We start from the raw sequence: 25,408 nt of genomic DNA, 5'->3' as shown, positions 1-25,408 counted from the left end.
TTTTACTGAAGTTTAATATTCTTAATCAGAAATTAATAAATGTTCTTAAACTTAAAAGTTCATTTAAACAAATTATCTTACATGCTCTATTTGGACTCAAGACGTTTAGTTCTGTTGGCATCATTGTTTTTATTTTTTTCCATTGGAGATTTCTGAATTTGTCTGACAAATTTAGTCTCATGTGGTCAGTTACTTAAACTTTAAATATAACGGAGTAAAAATGAAAAGATTTATGATTCTCATTTTAGGTGTTTTGCCTCTTTTGGTTTATGCTCAGGCTCCCGATCCGCCGTTTAATCCTATGACTGCACCTGGTGCAAGACATATCTCATATCACAATGGTCAATTGGCACATATTTTATACTGGCAAAATCCCACAAATCTTATATACAATGATGTATATATTAGCCAGGATTCAAATCTAGTAATAAATCTTGATCCTTCTGTAAAAATACTTAGTGGAATAGATTCATCAAAAGTATATAGTTCACTTTCTTTAGAAGTTTTCGGAATAATTGATGTACATACAAAATATTATTGGCGTGTTGTAGAATATAATTCATTTGGTTTTACTGCCGGACCTGTTTGGTACTTTATATCACAGGGACCATATTTAAATTACTGGGGAGATTATTTTTATGGCGATTTGTCCAATTATACTATTTTACAAACCCAAGGTGCTGTTTGGAATATTTCAAATACAAATTTTGCTGGCGGTCAAGCACCTGAACTGAGCTTTCATAATCCATCGGTTATTAGTGATACTTCATATTTAATTCTTAACAGTTTTTTTGATCTTAGTCCTTCTCTTAATGCTATAGATTTAAACTATAGTTTAGACTGGCAATCTGGAGAATTTTTAGTTGGATTAGCATACTCGTTTGATGAAGGAATATCCTGGCTGCCGATATGGCAACAGGAAATAACTGAAGATGTTCCTGCCACACAAGCATTAATTATTGTTCCTAATGAAAACTATGTTAAACTTGCATTTTATTGTATAGATACAATTCCAAATTCTGCAGGATTCTGGTATGTAGATAATTTTTTATTAAATTCTCCTCTCACAATTCCTACACCTCCAGCACAAATCTGTGCCAATTCTGATACCAATACGCAAAAAGTAATTTTAAGTTGGAATCCTGGAACTACTATCAACCCAAGCTGGGGATATGTTATTCAAAGAAAGAACGGGCTTCCTAATAGCCCAACAAATTACTATCAAATTGCTTGGGTTGGACCAAATGTTTTTTCTTTTGAAGATTTAACTGTTCAGTTAGATAGCATATATACTTATAGAATACAAATTCGAGAAGGACCAGGAGGCAACTTCCGATCTAATTGGAGTAACGAAGCTACTGCTTATGTTCCATCTGTCGTTCCGGTAGAACTTCTTGCCTTCTCTTCTTTTGTTGTTGATGATGATGTTACATTAAACTGGAGCACTGCAACCGAAACTAATAACTCTGGTTTCCAAATTGAAAGACGAGAGATGAAAAACGAAAGTAGTGAAGAATGGAAAAGTATTGGATTCGTTAATGGAAATGGAACAACAACAAAAACTAAATCTTATTCTTACAAAGATGAAAATCTTTCTGTCGGTAAATATCTATACAGACTAAAGCAAATAGATTTTGACGGCACTTATGAATACTCAAATATTGTTGAAGCGGAAATCCTTCCGCCTGCAAAGTTTTCTTTAGAACAGAATTTTCCTAATCCTTTCAATCCATCAACCAGTATTCAATATGCAATAGCCAGTAAGCAATTTGTTCAGTTGAAAATTTATGATGTTTTGGGAAATGAGATTGCAACTTTGGTTAATGAAGAGAAGTCAGCAGGAATTCATAAATTTGATTTTAATGCTTCTCATCTTTCATCTGGGATTTATTATTATCAACTAAAAGCTGGAGATTTTATTCAAACAAGAAAAATGGTTTTAATCAAGTAACCCTTGGTAATCTTAAACCTTCGGGGATTTTTAAAACCCCGAAGGTTTATTTGTAAAACAATATCACTTGGGAAAAGAATTAATCCGTATAACTCTTAATAACTTTTTTAATCGCTTCTTCACAAACTTTACAGAATGGCTTATCACCTTTGGAAAACATTATACAATCAAGCATTGGTCTGTACATCCCGTTTGCAACATATCCTGCACCTTCAAACGCTCCTACTTTGTTCCAGTACTTACTGCTCATCAAATATTTATCAACTTTTTCCGATTGTCTCTTATCTTTCATTGCATATTCTTCTTCGGCAGCATTTATTTGACTTTCCGGTGCACGATTCTTTTTTAATTCAGCTACATAACTGTTTAACCTGTTTCTTTCTTTCAGCCATTCATAACTAAAAGCATCAAATTCTTTTTTCTCCCAGGGAGTAGGAATTTCAATTCCTTCAGTTAAATATTCTTTCCATTTTACATTTTTTGGATCTAACAAAGCAGTAATATTTGGTTCAACCGGTTCAATTGTTGGTTTAAAGAAATCATTATAAGCAACATCGGAAGTATAATACTCATCAGCTAATCCGCTAAACGAATGCCCGAACTCGTGAGTAAATAAATACTTTGCAAACTGATTATCAGTAGTATAAGTACAGAATTGATTATAAATTCCGCCGCCGCCATAACGTGAATGATTAACCTGAATGTAGATTGCATCGTACGGAACAAATGCTGCTAAATCGTGCATTGTTTTATTATCCTCAGTCATTAAATATCTTTCAGAGCCAAGCGACCAGAAAGTTGTATTAAGAATTGTATTCACAAAAATATCAGCACCAGGTAAATCAGTTCCGCTTTCTTCAGATGGCTTAAAAACTCCGTAAATATTAAAATTACTTCTTTGTGATTTGTATGGCTCCTGTTCAAAGAAATAATCCACAAAGCGATTAAGGTCTTTTTCAAATTTTTCTTTCTCAGATTTTAAATAACCTTCAGCAAGTATAACAATATCAACCTTGTTATGAGGATTGCCGTTATAGACAGGTTTAAAAACTTCAACCGTTTCATTTGCAATCTTATCTTTAATTATATATATGCTGCCTGGATCAATTTCAGTTCTGAAAAATTCTTTTAGTTCATTTTTATCATCACGTTTTTCCAATACGAAAATAATTTTATTCTTAGGAAAAGGAATTATTGCAGTTTCGTGAAAACTTTTTTGAATTCCATTTATACCAGCATCGCTTGAAGCATATTCGCCAAAAAATGTATCAAAACCTTTTGAGTAGATTAAACTGCCGGAGTTGGAATCATAAATTTTCAGATAATATTTGCCGTTATTAAAATTATCTATCAAATTATTCAGGCTTCCTGCCCAGGTGCCATAACGGTGCATTTTATCAATTGTGATAATTTCTGTTTTAGCATCACCGATGTGAAAATAATCTATCCGCAGTGTTTCATCTGAAAAATAATCATTAAAGTCTGGATTGGTTTGGGCAGCTAATGTAAGATTTATAAGAAGCAAAGTTAAAAGAGATTTCATTTTTTCCTCACTTTGTTTTTATCTAATTTTTTTTGTTGTAGTAATTTAATAATCTTTTGTCGAACTTTGGATTAATGAAAATGATAAAATGACCGGATAGATAATGGCAATTTTTCTACGATTACTAAAAGTTCAATTCTCAATTTTGCTTCTCATCTTTTTTTCCAATCAAGTTTTAGGACAAAGTGATGAAAGCTGGAAGCTTTATGATGACACACAGGTTGCGAGAGTTGATATAATAATTGATCCCGCTGCACTGGAATGGCTTTATCAGAATGTTGAAAGTGATTCGGAGTTTGTTGCTTCTTTACATTTTCAAAACAAATATATTAACGAGAATGTAGAAAATATCGGATTCCGATTACGAGGAAATACATCCAGACACGCATATAAAAAATCCTTTAAAGTTTCATTTAATACTTTTGTGCAGGGAAGAGAATTCTACGGTGTGGACAAATTGAACTTAAACGGAGAACATAATGATCCATCCATTATCAGAAGTAAACTAAGCTTCGACCATTATCAAACTATCGGAATGAAGGCAAGCCGAGCCAATCACGCTGAAGTTTACATTAACGGAATATATTATGGTTTATACATTTCTGTTGAGCATATTGATGATGAATTTTTGTTTAAAAATTTTGAAGATGATACAGGAAATTTATGGAAATGTCTTTATCCCGCAGATTTAAACTTCCTTGGTGAAGATCCAAATATTTATAAGAATTTAATCAGTAATGGAAGACCTGTTTACGAATTAAAAACTAATGAAGATGTTGGAGATTTTTCAAAATTGTCAAAATTTATTTCCGTTCTTAACAACACACCAACTACATCTCTCGCTGATTCAATAGAATCTTTGATTGAAGTTCCGGAAGTACTAAAATACTTTGCAGTAAATATTCTTGTGGGTGAGTGGGATGATTACTGGTCGCTGATGAATAATTATTATTTGTATCATGAACCTTCAAAAGATATTTTTCATTTTATTCCTTATGATTACGATAACACATTTGGAATTGATTGGAGCGGAACAAACTGGACTGATGTTGATCCGTACAATTATCCTAAAGTTGTAAACGGCTATCGCCCGCTGGCACAAAAATTTATGCTTGTGCCTCAGTACCGAAATCTTTACACACACTTTTTAGAGTTTTACAGAGAAAATGTCTTTTTACTCTCTCGATGGGAAAATCGTTTAGACAGTTTAAAAAATATGATTGCCGGTTCAGTGATAGCTGATTCATTCCGGACTCTTGACTATGGATTTGATACAAATGATTTTTTTAATTCGTATTCATCCTCCGGGTACAGCAATCAACACGTAAAATTTGGAATTAAACAGTTTGTAAATCTTAAAAATTCTCTTCTGCCCGGCTGGCTAAACTATCAAAATGCTAAACCAATTGTTTACTATATCGATTATGAACCAAAATATCCGGGGGCTAATGATTCTATCAATGTTGTTGTATCAGCTTTTGATAATGAAGGTTTGAATGAAGTATTAATTTATTATCAGGATGATGATTCTACTTCTGTTCAGATATTTCCAATGTCTTACAATCCTATTTCAAACACAAAAAAAGTAGAAGAATCTGATCGATGGATAGGAACAATTCCACCAATCGGTGCCGGAAATTCGGGTAATTTTTTTATTTATGTAAAAGATAATGGTAATCAATTTCAGGTCTATCCGAGAAAAAAAGCAATTGAGATCAGAACCCAGCAAAATGTTTCGGGTAATTTATTTATTAATGAACTTATGGCGGATAATTCCACAACAATCCCTGATCCAAATGGTGAATATGATGATTGGATCGAGATTTATAATTCAAGTTCTTCACCAATTGAATTAACAGGAAAATATTTAACTGATAAAAAAAGTAATCTTACAAAATATAAGTTTACTCAGCCCGATTTATTTATCAATCCGAATGAGTATTTATTAATCTGGTGCGATGAACAGCAATCTCAGCAAGGCATACATACAAACTTTAAATTAAGTAAAGATGGGGAATTTGTCGCTTTGATTAATAATGATGGAATTTCAATCATTGATTCAATCACTTTTGGAGAGCAAACTAAAGATATTTCTTTCGGACGTCAGATTGATTCAGGAAGTAACTGGGTATTTATGACGCCAACACCGGGTTCAACAAATAATCCGACATCTGTTGATGACGATGATGTTGTTCTAACTGAATTCTATTTAAATGCTTATCCAAATCCTTTTAATCCTTCAACCAGTATTCAATATGCAATAGCCAGTAAGCAATTTGTTCAATTGAAAATTTATGATGTTTTGGGAAATGAGATTGCAACTTTAGTTAATGATGAAAAACCAGCCGGCAGTTATAAAGTAAACTGGAATGGATCAAACAGCTCGGGCATTCATCTTAGTTCTGGAGTTTATATTGCCAGATTAAGTTTCAACGCTCAATTTAAAAGTATGAAGTTAATGTTATTAAAGTAGCTGCAAGACTATCTTATCAATTACTCACACTCAGATGTGGATTTTTATACTCTTATTAAAAAATATTTTTCAGATTTTTTAGTAGGATTTTACAGCCCTATTTAACTTAAACGCACTTTTTTAAAATTATCATTTCTTAATCGCTGTTAACTAAAAAATTTCTGATGAAACTCAGGATAAAATCACCTAATTTTACATTAATAATTTTTGAAAATTCAAAAACATTGAAACAAAAACTTTTTATACAACAACTCAATTTAAAAGCACAAAGGAGAGTATTTTTATGGCTCGTAAGAATGTGTTGATTATGGGCGCTGCTGGACGCGATTTCCACAACTTTAATGTTTACTTTAGAGACAACAATGATTACAATGTTGTTGCATTCACAGCGACTCAAATCCCCAACATCGAAGGCAGAACTTATCCAAAACAACTTGCCGGTAAACTTTATCCAAACGGAATAAAGATCTACGAAGAAAAAGAATTAGAAAATCTTATTAAAAAACTTAAAGTTGATGAAGTAGTTTTTTCGTACTCTGATATTCCATTTGATTATGTTATGACTAAAGCTTCAATTGTAAATACTGCAGGTGCTTCTTTCAAGTTACTTGGAGCTGCACAAACAGAAATTAAAAGTAAGAAGCCTGTTATTGCAGTACTTGCAGTAAGAACCGGCTGCGGTAAATCCCAAACATCAAGAAAAATTATTGAAGTATTAACTGCTGCCGGCAAAAAGGTTGTTGCTGTCCGTCATCCTATGCCTTATGGTGATTTGGTTAAACAAAAAGTTCAACGATTTGCAGCTTATGCCGATCTTAAAAAGCACAAATGCACGATTGAAGAAATTGAAGAATATGAACCACACGTTGCAAGAGGCGGAGTTATCTACGCCGGTGTTGATTATGAAGCAATTTTAAGAGAAGCTGAAAAAGAAGCTGATATCATTCTTTGGGATGGCGGTAATAATGATTTTTCATTTTATAAAGCTGATGTAACATTTACTGTTGCTGATCCACACAGACCAGGACATGAAATGCATTATTATCCCGGCAATACTTCTTTAAGACTTGCTGATGCAGTTATTATCAATAAAATTGATACCGCTGATGTTGAAGGAATTAATACAGTAAGAGACAATATCAGAAAAGTAAATCCGAAAGCAACAATAATTGAAGGAGCTTCGCCTGTTACAGTTGAACATCCTGAATTAATTAGAGGTAAGAGAGTACTTGTAGTTGAAGATGGTCCAACACTTACTCACGGTGAAATGAAGTTTGGTGCTGGAGTGGTTGCTGCACAAAAACTTGGTGCAAAAGAAATAATTGATCCAAGACCATTCACTGTAAAATCTATCACTGCCACATATCAAAAATATCCAAACATCGGAGCTTTACTGCCGGCAATGGGTTATGGTGCAGCACAGTTAAAAGACCTTGAAACAACAATCAATAACACTAAATGCGATGCAGTTGTAATCGGAACACCAATTGATCTTAGCAGATATATTAAAATTAAAAAACCAAGCACACGAGTTAAATATGATCTGCAGGAAATCGGTGCAATAACAGTTGAAACTGTTTTAAGAGAGAAAAAAATTATTAAGTAAGTAATTACCATGAGCGAAGCGAGGCTGCAATCTGTTTCATAATACAGATCACTTCGCTTTGCTCGTGAAGATATTTTTTGGATATTTTATTTAGGGGGCTTTTATGAAACGTTTAGTTTTCTTTCTTTTTATATTTTCTTCAATCAATACTGTTGCACAATTATCCACTAATTATGATCTCATGTTATTCCCTCAAGGATATGATTTAAAACTATTAAACTCTTACGGTAATTCTTCAATAATAAATAATGTATCAAATATCAGCTTTATGAATCCAGCGGCAATAACAGGATTGAAAAATTATTCTGCTGGAATATCATATCAAATAAATACCAAACTTAAGGATGCCTGGATTTTAGGCATCGGTATGGAAAGAATCTATAATTATTTTCCGCAGTCATTTGGTGCTGTTGCAAAACTCGGTGGCTTTTCCTTTGGGGTGGGATTAGGACAAAGATATAACGGCACAAAGGAATTTGGGAAGATTCAAATTACAACGCCCGATAAGCCCGATGGAACCGGAATATTTTTTGAAATGAGCGAAGAAAACTTAATTCAGAGCTACTCACTTTCAACAGCTTTCTCATTTGCAGAGATATTGCAAAGTAACTTTGATATTAAATTAGGATTAAAATATTCTCTGAATTATTTGCATCATCAGGAAAAAATCTGGATAAACAATTTGAAAGCAAAAGGATACTCAAGTAGTTTTGGATTAGGTATTGCTACCCAATTTAATTTGGATGAACAAAGATATTTACAATTTGGATTAAGTTATGAACTATCAAATCAGTTTAATGTTAATCACGAAATTGAGAATAATCTTTTAGTTTTTCATGGGAACACTCCTAATACTACATATTATCAGGTCAATTATACCGGGCGATATACAATTCCTTCTGAATTAAATTTTGATATTGCTGTTGATGCAACTAAATATTTAATGTTTCTGGGTAGTTTGCGAACAGTGTTTTGGAGTAACCAAAAAGAAAATTATAAAGACCAATTGGAAATTTCTTTCAGCACATTGTATGAGTTTTCAGAAATTGTTAAAGCCTCACTTGGTTTTTACTCTAATGATTTTAAAATCAGTAACACTCTTTTCAGAGAATTGGAATCAGAATTCAATGCATTCTTTTTAACAGCAGGTTTAAATCTAAACTTTTCGATTATTTCAATTGATCTTGCTTGTGCTGATTCACATTTATTTTCAGGTGAGTTTAGGAAACAGACAATTTTAAAATTAACCGCTGGTGTTCAATTATAAAAAATCGGGAAAGATTTATACCTTTTATAAATTGACAACTTAATAATAGTTTAGTAATAACAAAATCAGGAGAGTATTATGAAAGCTAATTTATTAGTACTTATTCTTATTTCACTCCTAACATTTACAACTGCGGTTTTCCCACAAGGTGAAGTTGCAATCCCATTTTTAATAATAAATCCTTCCCCATCAAATAGCGCAATGGGAGGAACAGGTACAGCACTACCGACTGATGATCCGTTTGGATTTCTTTGGAATCCTGCACAACTTGGACATACAAGCCAAACAAATAATCTTTCATTTATTTTTTATCCAACAGAAATTAAATGGGTGGGATTGGCTCCAATAAAGTTAACCAGTTTGGCTTTTAATGCTGGTTACAACTTTAGGGATTTAATCGGAGTTCCGTTAAGCCTTGGTCTCGGTTACTCAAATGTAAAACTTAAATTTGGCGAGTTTGTTATTACTGGCTCTAATAATCCAGAGCCACTTGGAACATACAGACCAGAAGATTCTTATCACGCATATTCATTTGGTTTAGGTCTTGATTTTGGAGCTCAACTAAGTATTGGTTATTCAATCAAAGATATTAATTCATTTTTTGCTGATACTTCACCTCATCCGGATTCCGGAGAGGTTAGAGCTAAAAATAAAGTGAATGATTTTGGAATTCTGATCAATGTACCTGTAATAAAATTAATTAACGATAAAGTGCAGATAAGTTTTAATGAAGAAATTAAAGCTTATCCAACATTTAACATTTCGCTCGGTTATTCAAAATCTAATATTGGTGATTCGCTTCAATATAGCGGGATTCCTCAATCAAGTCCGCTGCCAAGAGTTGAAAGAATTGGTTATGGTATATCAACCGGATTTGATTTAGCTATTAAGGATTTTAGATTTAATGCATTTAATCTGTCATTTACATCTTTAGCCGAAGATTTTTTAGTTTCAGTATATCACAATAGTTGGGAGTATCAAGATGATCTTGATTTCTGGGATAATGTCATCCTCATTAAAGGAAATAATAAAATAATCTCCCGCGTTGGAACTAAACTTGATTTTGCTGAAACATTCTCTTTCTCTTTCGGTCACTTCTCAGGCAGAGGCTTTCCTGATCCACAAAAGACAACTGGCTATGAGATAAATACAAGGGGATTGCTGAAACTTTGTGCGTTCTGGACAAAGCATCCTGTTTTGGATTTTATAAGTAATCACCTTGAGATCAGATATTATAATACAAATTACTATTCAGAAACTCAGCTTGAAACTAAAATGACGGGACTGGCTTTTTATTTACGAAATTTGAATTCGTTGTTTTAATTCGATCACAGATCAGCAGCTGCGAACCGTTTAGCGGCTGTATTTTTTAAGATTATCTTTGTGTAATAACAAATTGGAAATGATTTTATGATAATTGATAAACTCTCAAACTCAAATTTGTACTCTTCACTCAGCGAAAGAATTAACAAAGCTTTTGCTTATCTGGAACAAACTGATTTTTCCAAAACCCAATCAGGCAAATATGAAATTGATGGTGATAATATTTTCGCTTTAATTAGTGAATACAAAACCAAAGATGAAACTGAAGGAAAACTCGAGGCTCACATAAAATATATTGATGTTCAATTCGTGGTTAAAGGAACTGAATTAATTGGTTATGCTCCTTTTCAAAATCAAAAAGTGATAAACGAATACAATGAACAAAATGATATTGCTTTTTTTGAAGGTGAAAAATCATTCTTAAAAGTTGAAGAAGGAATGTTTGCAATATTTTTTCCAAACGATGTTCATATGCCCGGAATAAAATTCAGAGAAAAGTCTTTTGTAAAAAAGGTTGTTGTTAAAGTTAAAATCTGACCCAATGCTTAATGATTGAAAGTGAATATAAATATAATGGTGCCAAAGCTTTAGTTTCATTACATGAAATTCACCTAAAAGAATTTTACAATACCTGGAAGAAAGCGAAAGAGCTGGATATAAAATTACCAATCACCGATGACCCTTATTACAAATCTTTGAATACACTTCTGTATCATGTTTTAAGATCAGCAAGAGGTTATATTGTCTGGATATGTTTGCAATTAAAATTGCCTGATCCGCAAATTGATGAAGCTCCGTTTCCGGAAATAATAGTTGATAATGCTGATAAATTTATTGAACATCTTATTGAAAAATGGAGAGTCCCTCTTCAGAATGTTGAGCCTGAACTATTTGAAGATAAGGTTTACAAGTCAAATTGGGGAGTTGATTTTTGTATTGAATCGATGTTAGAACATGCAGTAATGCATCCAATCAGACACGAGTTTCAGTTAAATAAATTCATAAAAAAATTCATCACGAGCGGAGCGAAGTGATCCACTTATACTAAAGACAGCTTCTCCCAACAAGTCGCGATCGCAATGACTTCACTTACTACTGCGGCGCTTCTTCAGTATATTTTTGATTTAATAAATCTGAGGTTTCAATGGCTGAAATTCCTGATATTCTTTGTGCTAGCGATTTGCCATCAAGTTTATGGTATTCAAGAACTTCAAGCGGAGTTCCGCATTCGGGATATTCTTTTATTCCTAAGTTGATAAATTCTTTACCACAGATTACATCAATTGACACTAATTCGTTTAACAACCTGTCTGCTAAACCGCCAACTGCTGAATGATCTTCTAAAACAAAAATTCTCCTTTGATCTTTTACAATCTCTTTCAGCCATTCACTATCTATTCTGTTTAACCAAGGCATATTAATTACTTTTAATCTGAGATTAATTCTTTTTAAATATTCAGCAGCTGCTAACGCTTCGTGAAGCATTACAGGTCCGTATCCAAATAAAATTGCATCACTGCCATTAGTCAGCTCAGCACCAACTCCAACTTTGAATTTATAATCTTTGGGCAATTGTATTCTTTCCGGAGATGGTCCTATTACCAATCTTAAAACGCAGTTTTCCTTTGCTTCGTTCACACAATATTCAGTTGCCCATTTAGTTTCTTCAGCATTACAGGGTTGAATGATAGTAATATTCGGTAAAGCACTGAACAATGAAATGTCACGTACACTTTGATGAGATTTACCGGGACCGGCTGGAATCATCCCTGAAAAATGACAAGTGTAAATAATTTTAGTCTGTTCACCTGCATTGTTGTAAATCTGCTCATTTGCTCTGGCAGCAAGAAAGCTTGCAAAAGTATTTACAACTGGAATCAACCCCATTCTTGCCAATCCACCGGCTGTTGAGACCATATCCTGCTCTGCAATTCCGTTTTCAATAAATCTATCCGGATAAGTTTTTTCAAATTTCCTAAGTTTACAATCAGCAGAAAGATCTCCATCAAGTACCACTAATTTTTTATTTGTTTTTGCAATTTCAACTAAAGCATCACCGTAAGCTTCAGTTACAAATTCTTTATCGAGTTTGGTTATTGTTTTTCCTTCTGACTTGTTTGCCGGAATCTGAATTTTTTCAATTCCAAGTTTTTCAGAAAGAATAATAATTTTGTCAGCAAGTTCAGTCAAGCCTTTTTGATAACTGTCATCATCGGGTGCGCCTGAGTGCCATTTGTAAAGTGTTTTTCCCTGAAAAGTTTCGGTCAATGGTTTTTCCATAAACGATACTCCTCTTCCTTTAATTGTATCAGCAATTATCATCTTTGGTTTATCTGTAACTTTTTTAAGATCAGAAAATGTTTTTTCCAGAATATTAAAATCATGTCCGTTAATTCTAACAACATACCACCCGAACGCTTTCACCTTTTCAACAACATCTTCAATATTATTCACATCAGCTACAAGCATATCTGTCTGATACTTATTATGATCCATAATAGCTGTTATATTATTCACTTTCTGATGAGCTGTTGCCTGCAGCGATTCCCAGATTTGTCCTTCTTGAAATTCACCATCACCAGTCAGCACATAAACATTACCTTTGTTATTATTATATTTTTTTGCCCAGGCAAATCCTTTTGCTTTTGAAATTCCCATCCCAAGTGAACCAGTGCTCGCTTCAATACCCTTTTGACGAACTTCAGGATGACCATCAAGTCCGTGCAGTCTTCTTAGCATTAATAATTTTTCTTCGGAGATAATTCCAAGCGCATAAAACAAAGAATACAATCCGGGAACATCGTGCCCTTTAGACGAGAAATAAATATCACGATCGAAAGAATCAAAACCAGCTTCAAAAACATTCATCTCATTTAAATAAAGATATGTAGTTATATCCATAGCACTTAAACTCGAACCAAGATGACCTGAACCGGCTTTTTTAACAGCAACCAGTGTATTGTAGCGGCACATATCTGCAAACAACTGCATTCTTGTTGCCCAATTTCCACTGAACGATTTGACCTTATCAAACTCTGACTTTTTTATGAGATTATAGTGCACTTCTTCTCCGTAAATTATTTCTTATACTTTAATTATGGAATTAGTGAGTTTAAAATTAACACTTTTAAATCATTCTTTTGGAAATTGGTTAGAATCAAATTGTCATTTAATTTATTCATCAGTTTTCTTAAAAGGCTGTAATTATTCTGTTTAATCAATATCAGATGAAAATGATGCAACAAAAACTCTGGAAAATTTATTTAACTTCCATAAAGAAATCTTAGAATTGAAATTTTAATTTATATAGATTAGTTTGCTCCAGTAATGATAAACGAAAAGATATTATACTTAAAAAATTCAGGGGTTCCATAGTTTAAATTTTGAAAAACAAAATATAAATACTTAGTTTGCTTAGCGAACACCCGAAATTATTCAAAAAGAAAATTTCTATTATAATTAGGTAAACCAATAAACATATTTTTATTTGGAGTTAATTATGGCTTATAAAATTCATAAAATAGATTACTTTTATTGCTCAGTTGTTGACCAGCCAGGTGAGTCATACAAACTTCTATCAGAGCTTGAGAAAAGTGGAATTAACTTATTAGCCTTTACTGCTATTCCAATCGGTCCAAACCGAACTCAACTGCAGCTTTTCCCGGATAATTCACTCAAGTTAATTTCAGAAGCCAAGAAAAGTAATTTGATACTCGATGGACCACATCGTGCATTTCTGGTTCAGGGAGATGAACTAAATGCTCTGAAAGAAATTCATCATCTGCTTTACACTGCCAATATTAATGTTTATGCTTCAAACGGTGTAACCGATGGTAAAGGAATGTTTGGCTATTTGATTTTTGTAAGACCTGAAGATTTTGATAGAGCTGTTTCTGTTTTGAATATATAATTCTTTAATACTGCTTTAAGTTGCTCGTTTATAAATTTATTAAAGAAGCGAATTAGTCTATCCTTTCTATTGCAGCTTATAAAAGCACCTGATTTGCTTATTAGACTATTGCCTGTTACTATACTTGAACTGTTTATTACTGTTACTTCTTCAGATTTTTTGTTACTAACAATTAGAAAAAATTGAACAGTTATTAAATCAAATGAGGATTTATCATGAAGTTAAAATCAGTGTTAGTGTTTTTATTTGGGTTGTTGTTATTTTCCTGTGTGGATAAACAAAATGAAAAAAACAGTCTTGTTGAAAAAAGTATTGAGTATTCGGCAGAAGGAGTAAAATTAAAAGGTTATTTAGTCTATGATGATGATGTGAAAGGGAAAAGACCTGGAGTGCTGGTTGTTCACGAATGGTGGGGATTGAACGATTATGCTAAAAGAAGAGCACGAATGCTTGCTGAACTCGGATATACTGCATTCGCTTTGGATATGTACGGTGAAGGAAAAAACACAGACAATCCTGAAGAAGCACAAAATCTTGCAATGTCAGTCTATCAAAATATGACTACAGGTGAAGAAAGATTTTTAGCCGCATATAATTTTCTGAAAAACTACGAAACAACTGACAGTAATAAAATTGCAGCAATAGGATACTGCTTCGGAGGCAGTATAGTTCTTCAAATGGCTCGGGTAGGAACAGACCTTAAAGCTGTTGTCAGTTTTCACGGCGGATTACAACCGGTTACATCAGCTGAAAAAGGAAAAGTAAATGCATTTATTTTAGTTTGTAATGGTGCAGCCGATAAGTCTGTAACTCCCGAACAAATTCAAGATTTTAAAACAGAAATGGATAATGCAGGCGTTCATTACAGCTTTATTAATTATGAAGGAGCACTACATGCTTTTTCAAATCCGGAAGCAGATAGTCTTGGTAAAAAATTTAATATGCCAATCGCCTATAATAAAAAAGCTGATATAGAATCCTGGCAGGAGATGGTTAATTTATTCAAGCAGGTTTTTAAGAAATAAACAGACTTTCGTTCATTAAAGTATAATTACAAGATAAATTATTTTCAAGCTCTCTGGATAGATCAATTAAAAACAGAGATACTAATAGGCAATAACCTATTTCATTTAGTTTAATTACTGATCATCCAAACCTTATCAGATCATACATTTCTTTTACTGCTTGTTTAATACCAACGAAAACTGATCTTGCAATAATTGCATGACCAATACTAACCTCATCAATATCCTGTATTTCTCTGAAAACTTTAATGTTTTGATAATTAAGTCCGTGACCTGCATTTATACCTAATCCTAATTTCTTAGCATGTTTAACAGAAGTTCTTATTCTATCCAGCTCATCAAATTGTTCTTCTTCAGAAATTGCATTTGCAAAAATACCGGTGTGTATTTCTACAAAATCACTTTCAATTTCTGCAGCTGCATCTATCTGCATTATATCAGGTTCGATAAAAAGTGAAACTTCAATTTCATACTTATGCAGTTCAGAAATTGTATCTCTTATTAAAGAAACATTATCAATAACATTAAGTCCGCCTTCTGTTGTAAGTTCTTGCCTTTTTTCAGGTACTAATGTAACGAGTTCAGGACCTACATCGCAGGCAATTTTTAATATTTCTTCTGCCGCAGCCATTTCAAGATTTAGTCTGGTTGCAATAAGTTCGCGAAGTAATCTTACATCCCTTTCATTTATATGTCTTCTATCTTCACGAAGATGAACAACGATTCCATCAACACCAGCGTGTTCAGCAATTAAGGCAGCAGTAACCGGATCAGGCTGACTTTCGTTCCTTGCATTTCGAATGGTTGCAATATGATCTACATTTAATGATAATCTCATCTTAACACCCAAAATATTTGTTTAATTAAATTTATAAATGATTCTATACCAATTCCATATTCATTTGCTCTAAAACGTAATGTTGAAACAAAATCAATTGAGAACATAACACCAATATGAATAACAACGCAATAATAAAATGACCTAGTCCTTAACGCAAGAATACCTAAAGCAATACCACCGAAAATTGCACCGAAAGTTTCTAAAAAAGGTTTTCCATTATGTAAGATCACAAAAGGTATCATCTGAATTAAGACAGAATAGTAACCGAATTTTTCTTCAAGACCAAAAAGCATATATCCACGCCACATAAATTCCCATGCAAACATATAAATCAACATTCCTGACTCATAAATTAAAAAAGTGTTCCAGTTAAGCTTTGCACCGGATAGATGCGGGTACTTTTGTGCAAAAGATGGTGACGCAGAAACAAACCAAATCAGAATTAACATTATTGCAATAAAAATCAGGGTTAAAAGAAGTCCAAGTCTGTAATCACCTAAACGAAATCCATAATCATTAAGGTTTTCTTTTAGAACCAGTTTTATTATCAAGGTGCCCAGAATCAGGTAGATTAAGAAATCTCCTAAAAACCAATAAAAATATTCAATTAAATATGGATCAGAATAAGTTTGAAAGTATTGAAATAAATTTTCTCTGAAAAATCTTCTTGATGTAAAATAAAATGAAAAAGTCTGCAATACTGCCACAGATAGAAAAATTACTGTAACCTTTTTATCCAATTCTTTAATTATTAATATCAGTTTTCTAAGCTCTTGTGTCAGTTTAGTCATTTAATGGTTTATTGTAGTTTTATTTGCAAAAATAACCATTTTAAATCACACCAACATTAAAAAATCTTGACAAAAGGAACCAATAATTATATTTTAGCACTCGTCTTTTGAGAGTGCTAACAAATTTAAAACTAAAAGGAGTTAAAAATGAGTGATATTAAATTAAAACCATTAGGTGATAGAGTAGTTGTTAAACCAGCCGCCGCTGAAGAGAAAACAGCTGGTGGAATCATATTACCAGATACAGCTAAAGAAAAACCAGTTGAAGGAAATGTTATTGCTGTTGGTCCTGGTAAAGTAGCTGATGATGGTAAATCAATTAAAATGGAAGTTAAAGTTGGTGACAGAGTTCTTTATGGAAAATACAGCGGAACAGAAGTTACTATTAATGGTGAAGAATACCTCATTATGCGTGAGAGTGATATCTTCGGAATTTTAGGTAAGTAATAAAATAAATTATAAAGGAATAAACTATGGCAAAGTTAATTGAATACAACACCGAAGCCCGGGCAAAATTAATAAGCGGTGTAAATAAACTGGCAAATGCAGTTAAAGTTACTCTTGGACCAAAGGGACGTAATGTTGTTTTAGAAAAGAAATTTGGTGCCCCAACTGTAACTAAAGATGGCGTTTCAGTTGCAAAAGAAATTGAACTTGATGATCCTGTTGAAAATATGGGTGCTCAAATGGTGCGCGAAGTTGCATCAAAAACAAGTGATGTTGCTGGAGACGGAACTACAACTGCAACTGTTCTGGCTCAGGCTATTTACAGAGAAGGATTAAAAAATGTTACTGCTGGTGCAAATCCAATGGATCTTAAAAGAGGAATTGATATTGCAGTGCAAAAAGTGATTGAATACTTAAAAACAATCAGCAAAGATGTTGAAGGAAGAAATGAAATTGCACAGGTTGGCGCAATATCTGCAAACAATGATAAATCAATAGGTAATTTAATTGCTGATGCAATGGAAAAAGTTGGAAAAGATGGTGTGATAACTGTTGAAGAAAGCAAATCGGCTGAAACTGTGTTAGATGTGGTTGAAGGTATGCAGTTCGATCGCGGATATATCTCTCCTTATTTTGTTACCGATACAGAATCAATGGAAGCAGTTTTAGAAGATCCTTTTATTCTTATCCACGATAAAAAAATCTCTGCAATGAAAGATCTTTTACCGATATTGGAAAAAGTTGCTCAGCAAGGCAAAGCAATGTTAATCATATCAGAAGATCTTGAAGGTGAAGCATTAGCTACATTAGTAGTTAACAAGATTCGCGGAACTTTAAAAGTTGCTGCTGTTAAAGCTCCTGGTTTTGGTGATAGAAGAAAAGCAATGTTAGAAGATATTGCAGTTCTTACAAATGGTACGGTAATTTCTGAAGAACAAGGTTACAAATTAGAAAATGCAACACTTGATTATTTAGGCAAAGCTAAAAAAGTTGTTATTGATAAAGATAATACTACTATTGTTGAAGGTTCCGGTAAAACTGATAATATTAAGAAAAGAATAAATGAAATAAAATCGCAGATTGAAAAATCAACTTCAGACTATGACAAAGAAAAATTACAGGAAAGATTGGCAAAACTTTCCGGTGGTGTTGCAGTGTTAAAAATCGGAGCTTCCACCGAAATTGAAATGAAAGAAAAGAAATCCAGAGTTGAAGATGCATTGCATGCTACTCGTGCCGCAGTTGAAGAAGGCATCGTAGCTGGCGGCGGTGTTGCTTTAGTTAGAGCTATGGATATTTTAGAAAAAGTAAAGGGTGAGAATCCTGACCAAACTACCGGTGTTAAAATTGTTGAAAAATCTTTAGAAGAACCTTTAAGACAAATAGTTAACAATGCCGGACTGGAAGGATCGGTTGTACTTCAAAAAGTTCGTGAAGGAAAAGATGATTTTGGATTTAATGCTGCTACAGAAAAATATGAGAACTTAGTTAAATCCGGAGTTATTGATCCAACTAAAGTTGCAAGAACTGCTCTTGAAAATGCAGCTTCAGTTTCTTCTTTGCTGTTAACAACCGAAGCAGTTGTTTATGAGAAGAAAGAAAAAGAAACTTCAATGCCTGCTATGCCTCCGGGAGGTATGGGCGGTATGGATGGAATGTACTAAATCCCTTTTTGCTGTTATTTTTACAAGGCGAGGTTTCCCCTCGCCTTTTTTGTTTTCTTTTAGCATTTTTTTGATGGCAGGGAATTTGAATTAATTGATAATATTTAATTTCCAGAGATTTTAGATAAACAAATGAACAATAAAAACGGCAATCACTCAAAATCCAATGAGTTTTTTTCTGATGGAGTAATGCCTCCCGGACTTTTAACTGCTAACCAATTATTACAAACTGAAATTCAGAGTAAAAGTTCAAATTCTGTATTAATAATTGAAGCAAAATCAGTAAGGATGTTTAATCTTGAAGAAAGTTTAAATTCGCAAAAGAAAACTTATTTGCTTCAATTTGATGAATCAATTGCTACTTACATTGCAGCAGAAGTAATTATTAAAAATCCATTCTTTAAATCAGATAACCGATTATTAAGAGGATTAACAATTTGGTACTTTGAAGATGAAGAAATTGGCAGAAATGATTTTAATCTGTTATTAAAAAAAGAATGGGAATTTGTTGAGTTTGTTCAAAGCTGGGGAACTCCAATTCCTGGATTTTGGAAATGCGGAGAAGTCCGGATTGAAATTCTTTTGGAAAACCAGCAGATTATTAAGCACTATTTTCAGATTGGAACTCAGGAAATAATTAATTTTCTGGATGAAAATGATCAATCAGATAGTTATTCAAATAAACAAAACACACAGCAGCCTAAGAAATTAGAACAATTACAAAAAACAAATTGTGATAATAATTCGATAAAAAGTTTATTTGAAGAATTTGATAACCTGATAGGACTTCATAATCTTAAACAATCGTTAAAAGATTTTATTTCTTACCTTGAATTTGTTAAAGAACGTAAAGCAAAGGGAATCGAAACGAATGAGAATATTTCTGCTAATTGTATTTTCTTAGGTAATCCCGGTACAGGCAAAACAACTGTTGCCCGAATTTTAGGAAGGTTTTTCAAAACTATTGGTATTCTTAAAAATGGGCATGTAGTTGAAGTTGACCGCGCTTCTTTGATCGGAGAGTATATAGGTGAGACTGCTCAGAAAACTGAAAAAGTAATAAATCAGGCATTAGGAGGAATATTATTTATTGATGAAGCTTACTCGTTAAAACGAAATAATAATTCTCAAGATTTTGGACAGGAAGCAATTGATATAATTCTTAAGCGCATGGAAGATTACAAGGATAAATTCTTTGTAATTGCAGCAGGATATCCTGAACTAATGGAAAAATTTATCAGCTCTAATCCGGGTTTAAAGTCCCGGTTTACACATCATTTTTATTTTGATGATTATAATTCCAATGAGCTTGCAGATATATTCAGAATTTTTTCTGAAAAAGAAAAATACAGCTTTAACGAAAAAGCTGAGAAATTTTTAAAAGAAAAACTCGACTCATTGATTGATAATACAGACGGATCATTTGGCAATGCACGTTTTATCAGGAATCTTTTCAGTGAAACTAAGATTGAATTGAGTAAAAGATATCATTTACTTGAAGATGAAGAAAAGGATTTCAATTCTCTTAATACAATCCTTGTTAACGATATTCAATCAGCCTGGTTAAACATAAACAACCGGAATAATTCAGTTATAAAATCAAATGAGAAACTTGATCGTTATTCAAATGAAATGAATAATCTTGTTGGTCTTAATAAGGTAAAGACCACTTTTAATAAGATAATTGCATCTATAAAAGTTGATAAATTAAAATCTGAAAAATCAATCTCGTCAGTACACAAAACTTATAACTCAATTTTTATAGCAGAGCCCGGGTCAGGCACGTCAACAGTTGCCCGTCTTTTTGCAAAAAGCCTTTTTGCATCAAACAAACTTTCTAAAGGACAGCTTATCGAAATTGACAGCTCTTTGTTTCATGGATTAAGTAAGCTTGATGCATATTTAACAATGGATGAACTTTTTAATAAACTTTCAGGAAATGTTATCTTAGTAAATGATGTAACAGCTTCACTTCAGTGCTTAAAACATTTCAGTGATTCATTGCTGCAATACTTTCTTAAGAAATTGTATTTAATGAATGATGATGTTACTGCAATTCTATCGGGGACAAGAGAAGAAATAGAAATTATTATTGAAAGTTTTCCTGTTCTGGAAAGTCAATTTCCGAACAAGTTTGAGTTTGAGCCTTATACAAACCGTCAGCTTCTTGAAATTGCTTTAAGTATATGTCAGAAGAAAAATTATCAACTGGATGAAGGTGCCTGGCAGCAGTTACTGGAATTGATTGATGAAATGCGGAATGAAAAGAACAGAAATTTTTATAACGCCAGATCAATTAAGGAATTACTAAACAGAGCAATATCAATTCAGGAAGATAGAATCTTATCTATGCCCAATATTATGAGTGGAGATTTAATGACAATTACTTTTGATGATTTAACAACACTGAGAACAATTGAAAAATAATTTCCTGTTTTCCCCTCATTCTTTTTTATCTTTGTTTATCTATTTAACAGAATATTATGCTCGAATTAATTAACATCACAAAAAAATTTGGAAACTTTACTGCTGTTGAAAACCTTAATCTAAAAATTGCCGCCGGTGATTTCTTTGGTTTCCTTGGACAAAACGGCGCTGGTAAAACCACTACTATTAAAATGATTGCAGGTTTATATACTGCAACCTCTGGTAGAATTATATTAAACGGTTTTGATATTGCAAAAGAACCTATCAAAGCGAAAAGACTAATTGGTTATATTCCCGATCAACCATTTTTGTACGAAAAACTAACTGGACGCGAGTTTTTATTTTTTAGCGGAGGACTATACTCAATTGAAAAAGAAAAACTCAAAGCCAGAATTGATTCAGTTATTAATGAACTGAAAATTGATAACTGGATTGATAAAAGAACCGAAGAATATTCTCAGGGAATGAAACAAAGAATAGCAATTGCTTCCGCCCTTTTACACAATCCCAAATTACTGATTGTTGATGAGCCTATGATAGGTTTGGATCCGCAGAGTGCATTAATTGTAAAAAACCTATTTAAAAAACTTTCAAGTAACGGAACTGCAATATTTATGTCAACACATAGTCTTAATGTAGCAGAAGAAATCTGCAGCCGTATAGGAATCATTAAGAGCGGTAAGATGATATTTGAAGATAAAAAGGAAGTTGTTGAAGCTATCAAGAATTCAGATCATAATAATCTTGAATCATTGTTTTTACATTTGACAAAATAATGAAATCAATCCTTCACATAATCAAATATAAGTTATTAGTTTTTTTTAAACTAAACTCGGAGATTTCATTCGGTTATTTTTTTAAAGCATTAAGCTCATCGCTTGTTTATGGATTATTTGCCTATGGATGCTTCTTTTTTACTACCAATTCAATGGAGTATTTATTATCCGGAATCAATATTGGTATGTTTCTTTTCCACAGATTTATTTCTGTTATCCTTTTTATCTTTTTTATCACAATAAACATAGGCAACATAGTAGTATCATATTCAACGCTTTATAAATCAAAAGAAATTTATTTCTTTATAAGTAAGCCTATCTCATTTACAAAGATATTTATTATCAAATTCTTAGATAACTTCTTTTACAGTTCTTCAACTTTATTACTGATTGTTGGAGCGATAATTTTAGGATATGGAATATATTTTAATCTGGACTGGTATTTTTATCCGATTTCTCTGATTGGAATCATTTTGCCGTTTATGTTTACTGCTGGTTCACTCGGTGCAATTATTTTATTACTTGTTCTGAAACTTTCTTCGAAAATTGGAATAAAGAAAGTTTTAACTTCTATCGGGTTAATATATGCTGCAAGTGTGCTTAGCTATTATTTCTTAAGCAGTCCGGCTGATACAGTACAAAAAGTCTTTGAGTATTATCCAAATATTAATGCGTACTTTGGTTTTCTAGATAATAACTTGCTTAAATTATTACCAAACTATTGGGTTTCAGACTCACTTTTCTGGATTTCTAACGGAAGCTATGAAAGAGCTTTTCCATTTATGTATGTAAATATTCTTTCTTCAATTGCAATGTTTTGTATTGCGATTTTCTTAGCATATAAGTGGTATTATAAAACCTGGTCAGAATACTCTATTTCTAATTCGACTTTCAGACTAAAAACGAATAATAAAAGAGAATCAATTTTTAATTTTAAATCCTCGTTATTGAATGGTATAAACGAATCAATATTAAAGAGAGAGATATTATTGTTTTTCAGAGAACCTAATCAATGGATCCATTTAATTGTTATGCTTTTCCTAATCATGATTTTTATAACCAGTATTTCTGGTATAGATATGACAATTCTAAATGCTTACAATGATTACTTCAGAACAGCAATTTACATAGCAGTAACAATTTTTAATGTATTCTTAGTCTCTTCAATCTCAATAAGATTTATATTTCCGTTAATAAGTCTTGAGGGAGAATCATTCTGGAAGTTACGTTCAGCTCCTGTGGACTTGAAGAATTTAATATTCAAAAAACTTTCCATTTACTTTTTAATAGTTTTTTTGATTGGACAGATAATAAGTTACTTTTCTAATTTTCACTTTCCCGTAGAACTGGCAATTATTGCTCAGATAAACATGGCTATTATAACAATTGCTTTAGTCAGTTTAAATTTTGGTATGGGTGGAATTTTTTTAAATCTAAAAGAACGAAATGCAATAAGAATTGCATCTTCACAAGGAGCATCAATTACATTATTATTAAGCCTGATGTTTTTAATTTTGATTGTTGTAATTCTTTTTGTGCCTGTATTTAATTTCTTTCAGGAAGTTAAAAGCGGCTACCAAATTTCCAGATTTAATCTGATAACCAGTACTTTGATACTCTTTTTAATAGCATCGTTAAGTTCTTACTTTTTTTTAAAAGCTGGTTTAAAATCTTTACAGAAGGATATATAAAAAAAGAGTTCATATCCTGTAAGATATGAACTCTGAAAAAAATACTTCTGAAAGTTTATTTGGTTAGAATCATTTTTTTGGTAGAAACAAAATTCTGTCCATCAATTCCAACAGCCTCAATTTTGTAAAAATACACTCCACTATTTAATCCATCTGCATTAAAACTAACAGTATGATTCCCTGCTGTATAATTGCCGTTAACAAGTTGATTTATAATCTGACCAAGTAAATTATACACTGTAATCTTAACTTTAGAAGCAACAGTTAAGCTGAAATTTATTTTTGTTGCTGGATTGAATGGATTGGGATAGTTCTGAGATAATTGAAATCCTGAAACCGGATTAATTTCATCTTCGACATCCGTGGTTGAATTTGAGTAACCTCTTGTTCTTGGAATTAATATCTGCCAGTTTGCACTTCCATCTGGAAGCCTTCCATAGGATGCTGATGTATCAGTAACAGCAGCCATATTAACACTATCTATTACTGTTCCGCTTGCATTTTCAAACCAAACCCACTCACCACCGCTTGATAAACCAAAACCACTTGGATCTGTATCATCTGTAATTATTACAAGAAATCCATTAGCAGGAATAACTGATCCGGAAGGAAATTCTTTTTTCGGTTTTGTTCCGTTCTTTCCACCGCTATCATAAATCTTATAACCTGTAATATCCATTGATGATGAAGAGGGATTATAGATTTCAATCCAATCTGGTTCTGTATCGGTTCCACGTGAGAATAATTCATTAATCACTACTGGAGAAGTAACAGGAACATTAGAATAACCTCTTGTTCTTGGAATTAATATCTGCCAGTTTGCACTCCCATCAGGAAGTCTGCCATAAGATGCTTCGGGATCAGTAACAGCAGCCATATTAACACTATCTATTACTGTTCCACTTGTATTTTCAAACCAAACCCACTCACCACCGCTTGATAAACCAAAACCACTTGGATCTGTATCATCTGTAATTATTACAAGAAATCCATTAGCAGGAATAACTGATCCGGAAGGAAATTCTTTTTTGGGTTTTGTTCCGTTCTTTCCGCCGCTATCATAAATCTTATAACCACTAATGTCCATTGCTAAAGAAGAAGGGTTATAAATTTCAATCCAGTCTGGTTCGATTTCAGTTCCGCGTGAGAACAATTCGTTAATGACAGGTGTTACTACAATTATTGTATTAGACGTACCTCTTGTTCTTGGAATTAATATTTGCCAGTTTGCACTCCCATCAGGAAGTCTGCCATAAGATGCTTCGGGATCGGTAACAGCAGCCATATTAACACTATCTATTACTGTTCCGCTTGTATTTTCAAACCAAACCCACTCACCACCGCTTGATAAACCAAAACCACTTGGATCTGTATCATCTGTAATTATTACAAGAAATCCATTAGCAGGAATAACTGATCCGGAAGGAAATTCTTTTTTGGGTTTTGTTCCGTTCTTTCCGCCGCTATCATAAATCTTATAACCAGTAATATCTATTGATGATGAAGTAGGATTATAGATTTCAATCCAGTCTGGTTCGATTTCAGTTCCTCGTGAGAACAACTCATTGATCAATGGAGTTTGAGCATATAAAGAACTCCAAAGGAAAAATGAAGAGAGAATAATGAACAAATGTAACTTGTATTTCATATAAACTCCTGGGCAATTATTAAAA

General features: G+C 32.7%; 19 protein-coding genes. 14 read left to right on the top strand and 5 right to left on the bottom strand.

What is annotated here, in order from left to right:
* The first annotated feature begins 220 nt into the window (after positions 1 to 220).
* Positions 221 to 1,951 carry a T9SS type A sorting domain-containing protein gene (locus ROY99_07450; GenBank protein MDT3696214.1) on the top strand — a complete coding sequence of 577 codons (1,731 nt, stop codon included), beginning with the start codon at positions 221 to 223 and terminating at the stop codon, positions 1,949 to 1,951.
* Positions 1,952 to 2,030: 79 nt separating this feature from the next.
* Here ROY99_07450 and ROY99_07445 read toward each other — a convergent pair whose 3' ends face one another.
* Positions 2,031 to 3,494 (bottom strand): M64 family metallopeptidase, encoded by a 1,464-nt coding sequence (locus ROY99_07445; protein ID MDT3696213.1) that lies wholly within the window; start codon positions 3,492 to 3,494, stop codon positions 2,031 to 2,033.
* Positions 3,495 to 3,597: 103 nt separating this feature from the next.
* On the opposite strand from ROY99_07445, the gene ROY99_07440 reads away from it, so the two are divergent.
* From ROY99_07440 to ROY99_07415, 6 genes are all read left to right on the top strand, one after another.
* A complete protein-coding gene (locus tag ROY99_07440; protein MDT3696212.1) occupies positions 3,598 to 5,967 on the top strand; it encodes a CotH kinase family protein in 2,370 nt (789 codons plus the stop codon).
* A 283-nt stretch (positions 5,968 to 6,250) separates the two neighbouring features.
* On the top strand, positions 6,251 to 7,573 hold the full coding sequence (locus ROY99_07435; protein ID MDT3696211.1) for a cyclic 2,3-diphosphoglycerate synthase: 1,323 nt from the start codon (positions 6,251 to 6,253) through the stop codon (positions 7,571 to 7,573).
* Positions 7,574 to 7,676: 103 nt separating this feature from the next.
* The gene (locus ROY99_07430; protein ID MDT3696210.1) at positions 7,677 to 8,840 is read left to right on the top strand and encodes a hypothetical protein; all 1,164 of its coding nucleotides are present in this window, start codon (positions 7,677 to 7,679) and stop codon (positions 8,838 to 8,840) included.
* Between the two features lie 78 nt (positions 8,841 to 8,918).
* Positions 8,919 to 10,163 carry a hypothetical protein gene (locus ROY99_07425; GenBank protein MDT3696209.1) on the top strand — a complete coding sequence of 415 codons (1,245 nt, stop codon included), beginning with the start codon at positions 8,919 to 8,921 and terminating at the stop codon, positions 10,161 to 10,163.
* Between the two features lie 87 nt (positions 10,164 to 10,250).
* Complete coding sequence (locus tag ROY99_07420; protein MDT3696208.1) at positions 10,251 to 10,700, top strand: YhcH/YjgK/YiaL family protein; 450 nt, start codon at positions 10,251 to 10,253, stop codon at positions 10,698 to 10,700.
* A gap of 11 nt (positions 10,701 to 10,711) precedes the next feature.
* Positions 10,712 to 11,197 (top strand): hypothetical protein, encoded by a 486-nt coding sequence (locus ROY99_07415; protein MDT3696207.1) that lies wholly within the window; start codon positions 10,712 to 10,714, stop codon positions 11,195 to 11,197.
* Between the two features lie 58 nt (positions 11,198 to 11,255).
* Here the strand turns inward: ROY99_07415 and ROY99_07410 are convergent, their stop codons facing one another.
* Positions 11,256 to 13,226, bottom strand: a complete 1,971-nt coding sequence (locus ROY99_07410; protein MDT3696206.1) for a transketolase C-terminal domain-containing protein — start codon at positions 13,224 to 13,226, stop codon at positions 11,256 to 11,258.
* Positions 13,227 to 13,662: 436 nt separating this feature from the next.
* Here ROY99_07410 and ROY99_07405 point away from each other — a divergent pair, with 436 nt between their 5' ends.
* Both ROY99_07405 and ROY99_07400 read left to right on the top strand, forming a co-directional pair.
* Positions 13,663 to 14,073 (top strand): hypothetical protein, encoded by a 411-nt coding sequence (locus tag ROY99_07405; protein MDT3696205.1) that lies wholly within the window; start codon positions 13,663 to 13,665, stop codon positions 14,071 to 14,073.
* Between the two features lie 215 nt (positions 14,074 to 14,288).
* On the top strand, positions 14,289 to 15,098 hold the full coding sequence (locus ROY99_07400; GenBank protein MDT3696204.1) for a dienelactone hydrolase family protein: 810 nt from the start codon (positions 14,289 to 14,291) through the stop codon (positions 15,096 to 15,098).
* 121 nt (positions 15,099 to 15,219) lie between these two features.
* Here ROY99_07400 and ROY99_07395 read toward each other — a convergent pair whose 3' ends face one another.
* Positions 15,220 to 15,936, bottom strand: a complete 717-nt coding sequence (locus ROY99_07395; protein ID MDT3696203.1) for a pyridoxine 5'-phosphate synthase — start codon at positions 15,934 to 15,936, stop codon at positions 15,220 to 15,222.
* The gene (locus ROY99_07390) at positions 15,933 to 16,730 is read right to left on the bottom strand and encodes a CPBP family intramembrane glutamic endopeptidase (GenBank protein MDT3696202.1); all 798 of its coding nucleotides are present in this window, start codon (positions 16,728 to 16,730) and stop codon (positions 15,933 to 15,935) included. The genes ROY99_07395 and ROY99_07390 overlap by 4 nt, the downstream gene beginning before the upstream one ends.
* Positions 16,731 to 16,886: 156 nt before the next feature.
* Between ROY99_07390 and groES the strand changes: the two genes are divergently transcribed.
* From groES to ROY99_07365, 5 genes are all read left to right on the top strand, one after another.
* On the top strand, positions 16,887 to 17,177 hold the full coding sequence (groES, locus tag ROY99_07385) for a co-chaperone GroES (protein MDT3696201.1): 291 nt from the start codon (positions 16,887 to 16,889) through the stop codon (positions 17,175 to 17,177).
* A 26-nt stretch (positions 17,178 to 17,203) separates the two neighbouring features.
* The gene (groL, locus tag ROY99_07380) at positions 17,204 to 18,841 is read left to right on the top strand and encodes a chaperonin GroEL (GenBank protein MDT3696200.1); all 1,638 of its coding nucleotides are present in this window, start codon (positions 17,204 to 17,206) and stop codon (positions 18,839 to 18,841) included.
* A gap of 132 nt (positions 18,842 to 18,973) precedes the next feature.
* Positions 18,974 to 21,268 carry an AAA family ATPase gene (locus ROY99_07375; protein MDT3696199.1) on the top strand — a complete coding sequence of 765 codons (2,295 nt, stop codon included), beginning with the start codon at positions 18,974 to 18,976 and terminating at the stop codon, positions 21,266 to 21,268.
* A gap of 56 nt (positions 21,269 to 21,324) precedes the next feature.
* The gene (locus ROY99_07370) at positions 21,325 to 22,044 is read left to right on the top strand and encodes an ABC transporter ATP-binding protein (GenBank protein MDT3696198.1); all 720 of its coding nucleotides are present in this window, start codon (positions 21,325 to 21,327) and stop codon (positions 22,042 to 22,044) included.
* Positions 22,044 to 23,735 (top strand): hypothetical protein, encoded by a 1,692-nt coding sequence (locus ROY99_07365; GenBank protein ID MDT3696197.1) that lies wholly within the window; start codon positions 22,044 to 22,046, stop codon positions 23,733 to 23,735. Before ROY99_07370 ends, ROY99_07365 begins: the two co-directional genes overlap by 1 nt.
* Positions 23,736 to 23,790: 55 nt before the next feature.
* Here the strand turns inward: ROY99_07365 and ROY99_07360 are convergent, their stop codons facing one another.
* The gene (locus ROY99_07360; GenBank protein ID MDT3696196.1) at positions 23,791 to 25,383 is read right to left on the bottom strand and encodes a lamin tail domain-containing protein; all 1,593 of its coding nucleotides are present in this window, start codon (positions 25,381 to 25,383) and stop codon (positions 23,791 to 23,793) included.
* Positions 25,384 to 25,408: the final 25 nt, after the last annotated feature.

Source organism: Ignavibacterium sp., assembly GCA_032027145.1.
Classification (GTDB): Bacteria; Bacteroidota; Ignavibacteria; order Ignavibacteriales; family Ignavibacteriaceae; genus IGN3.
This window is presented reverse-complemented; position numbering and strand designations above follow the sequence as displayed.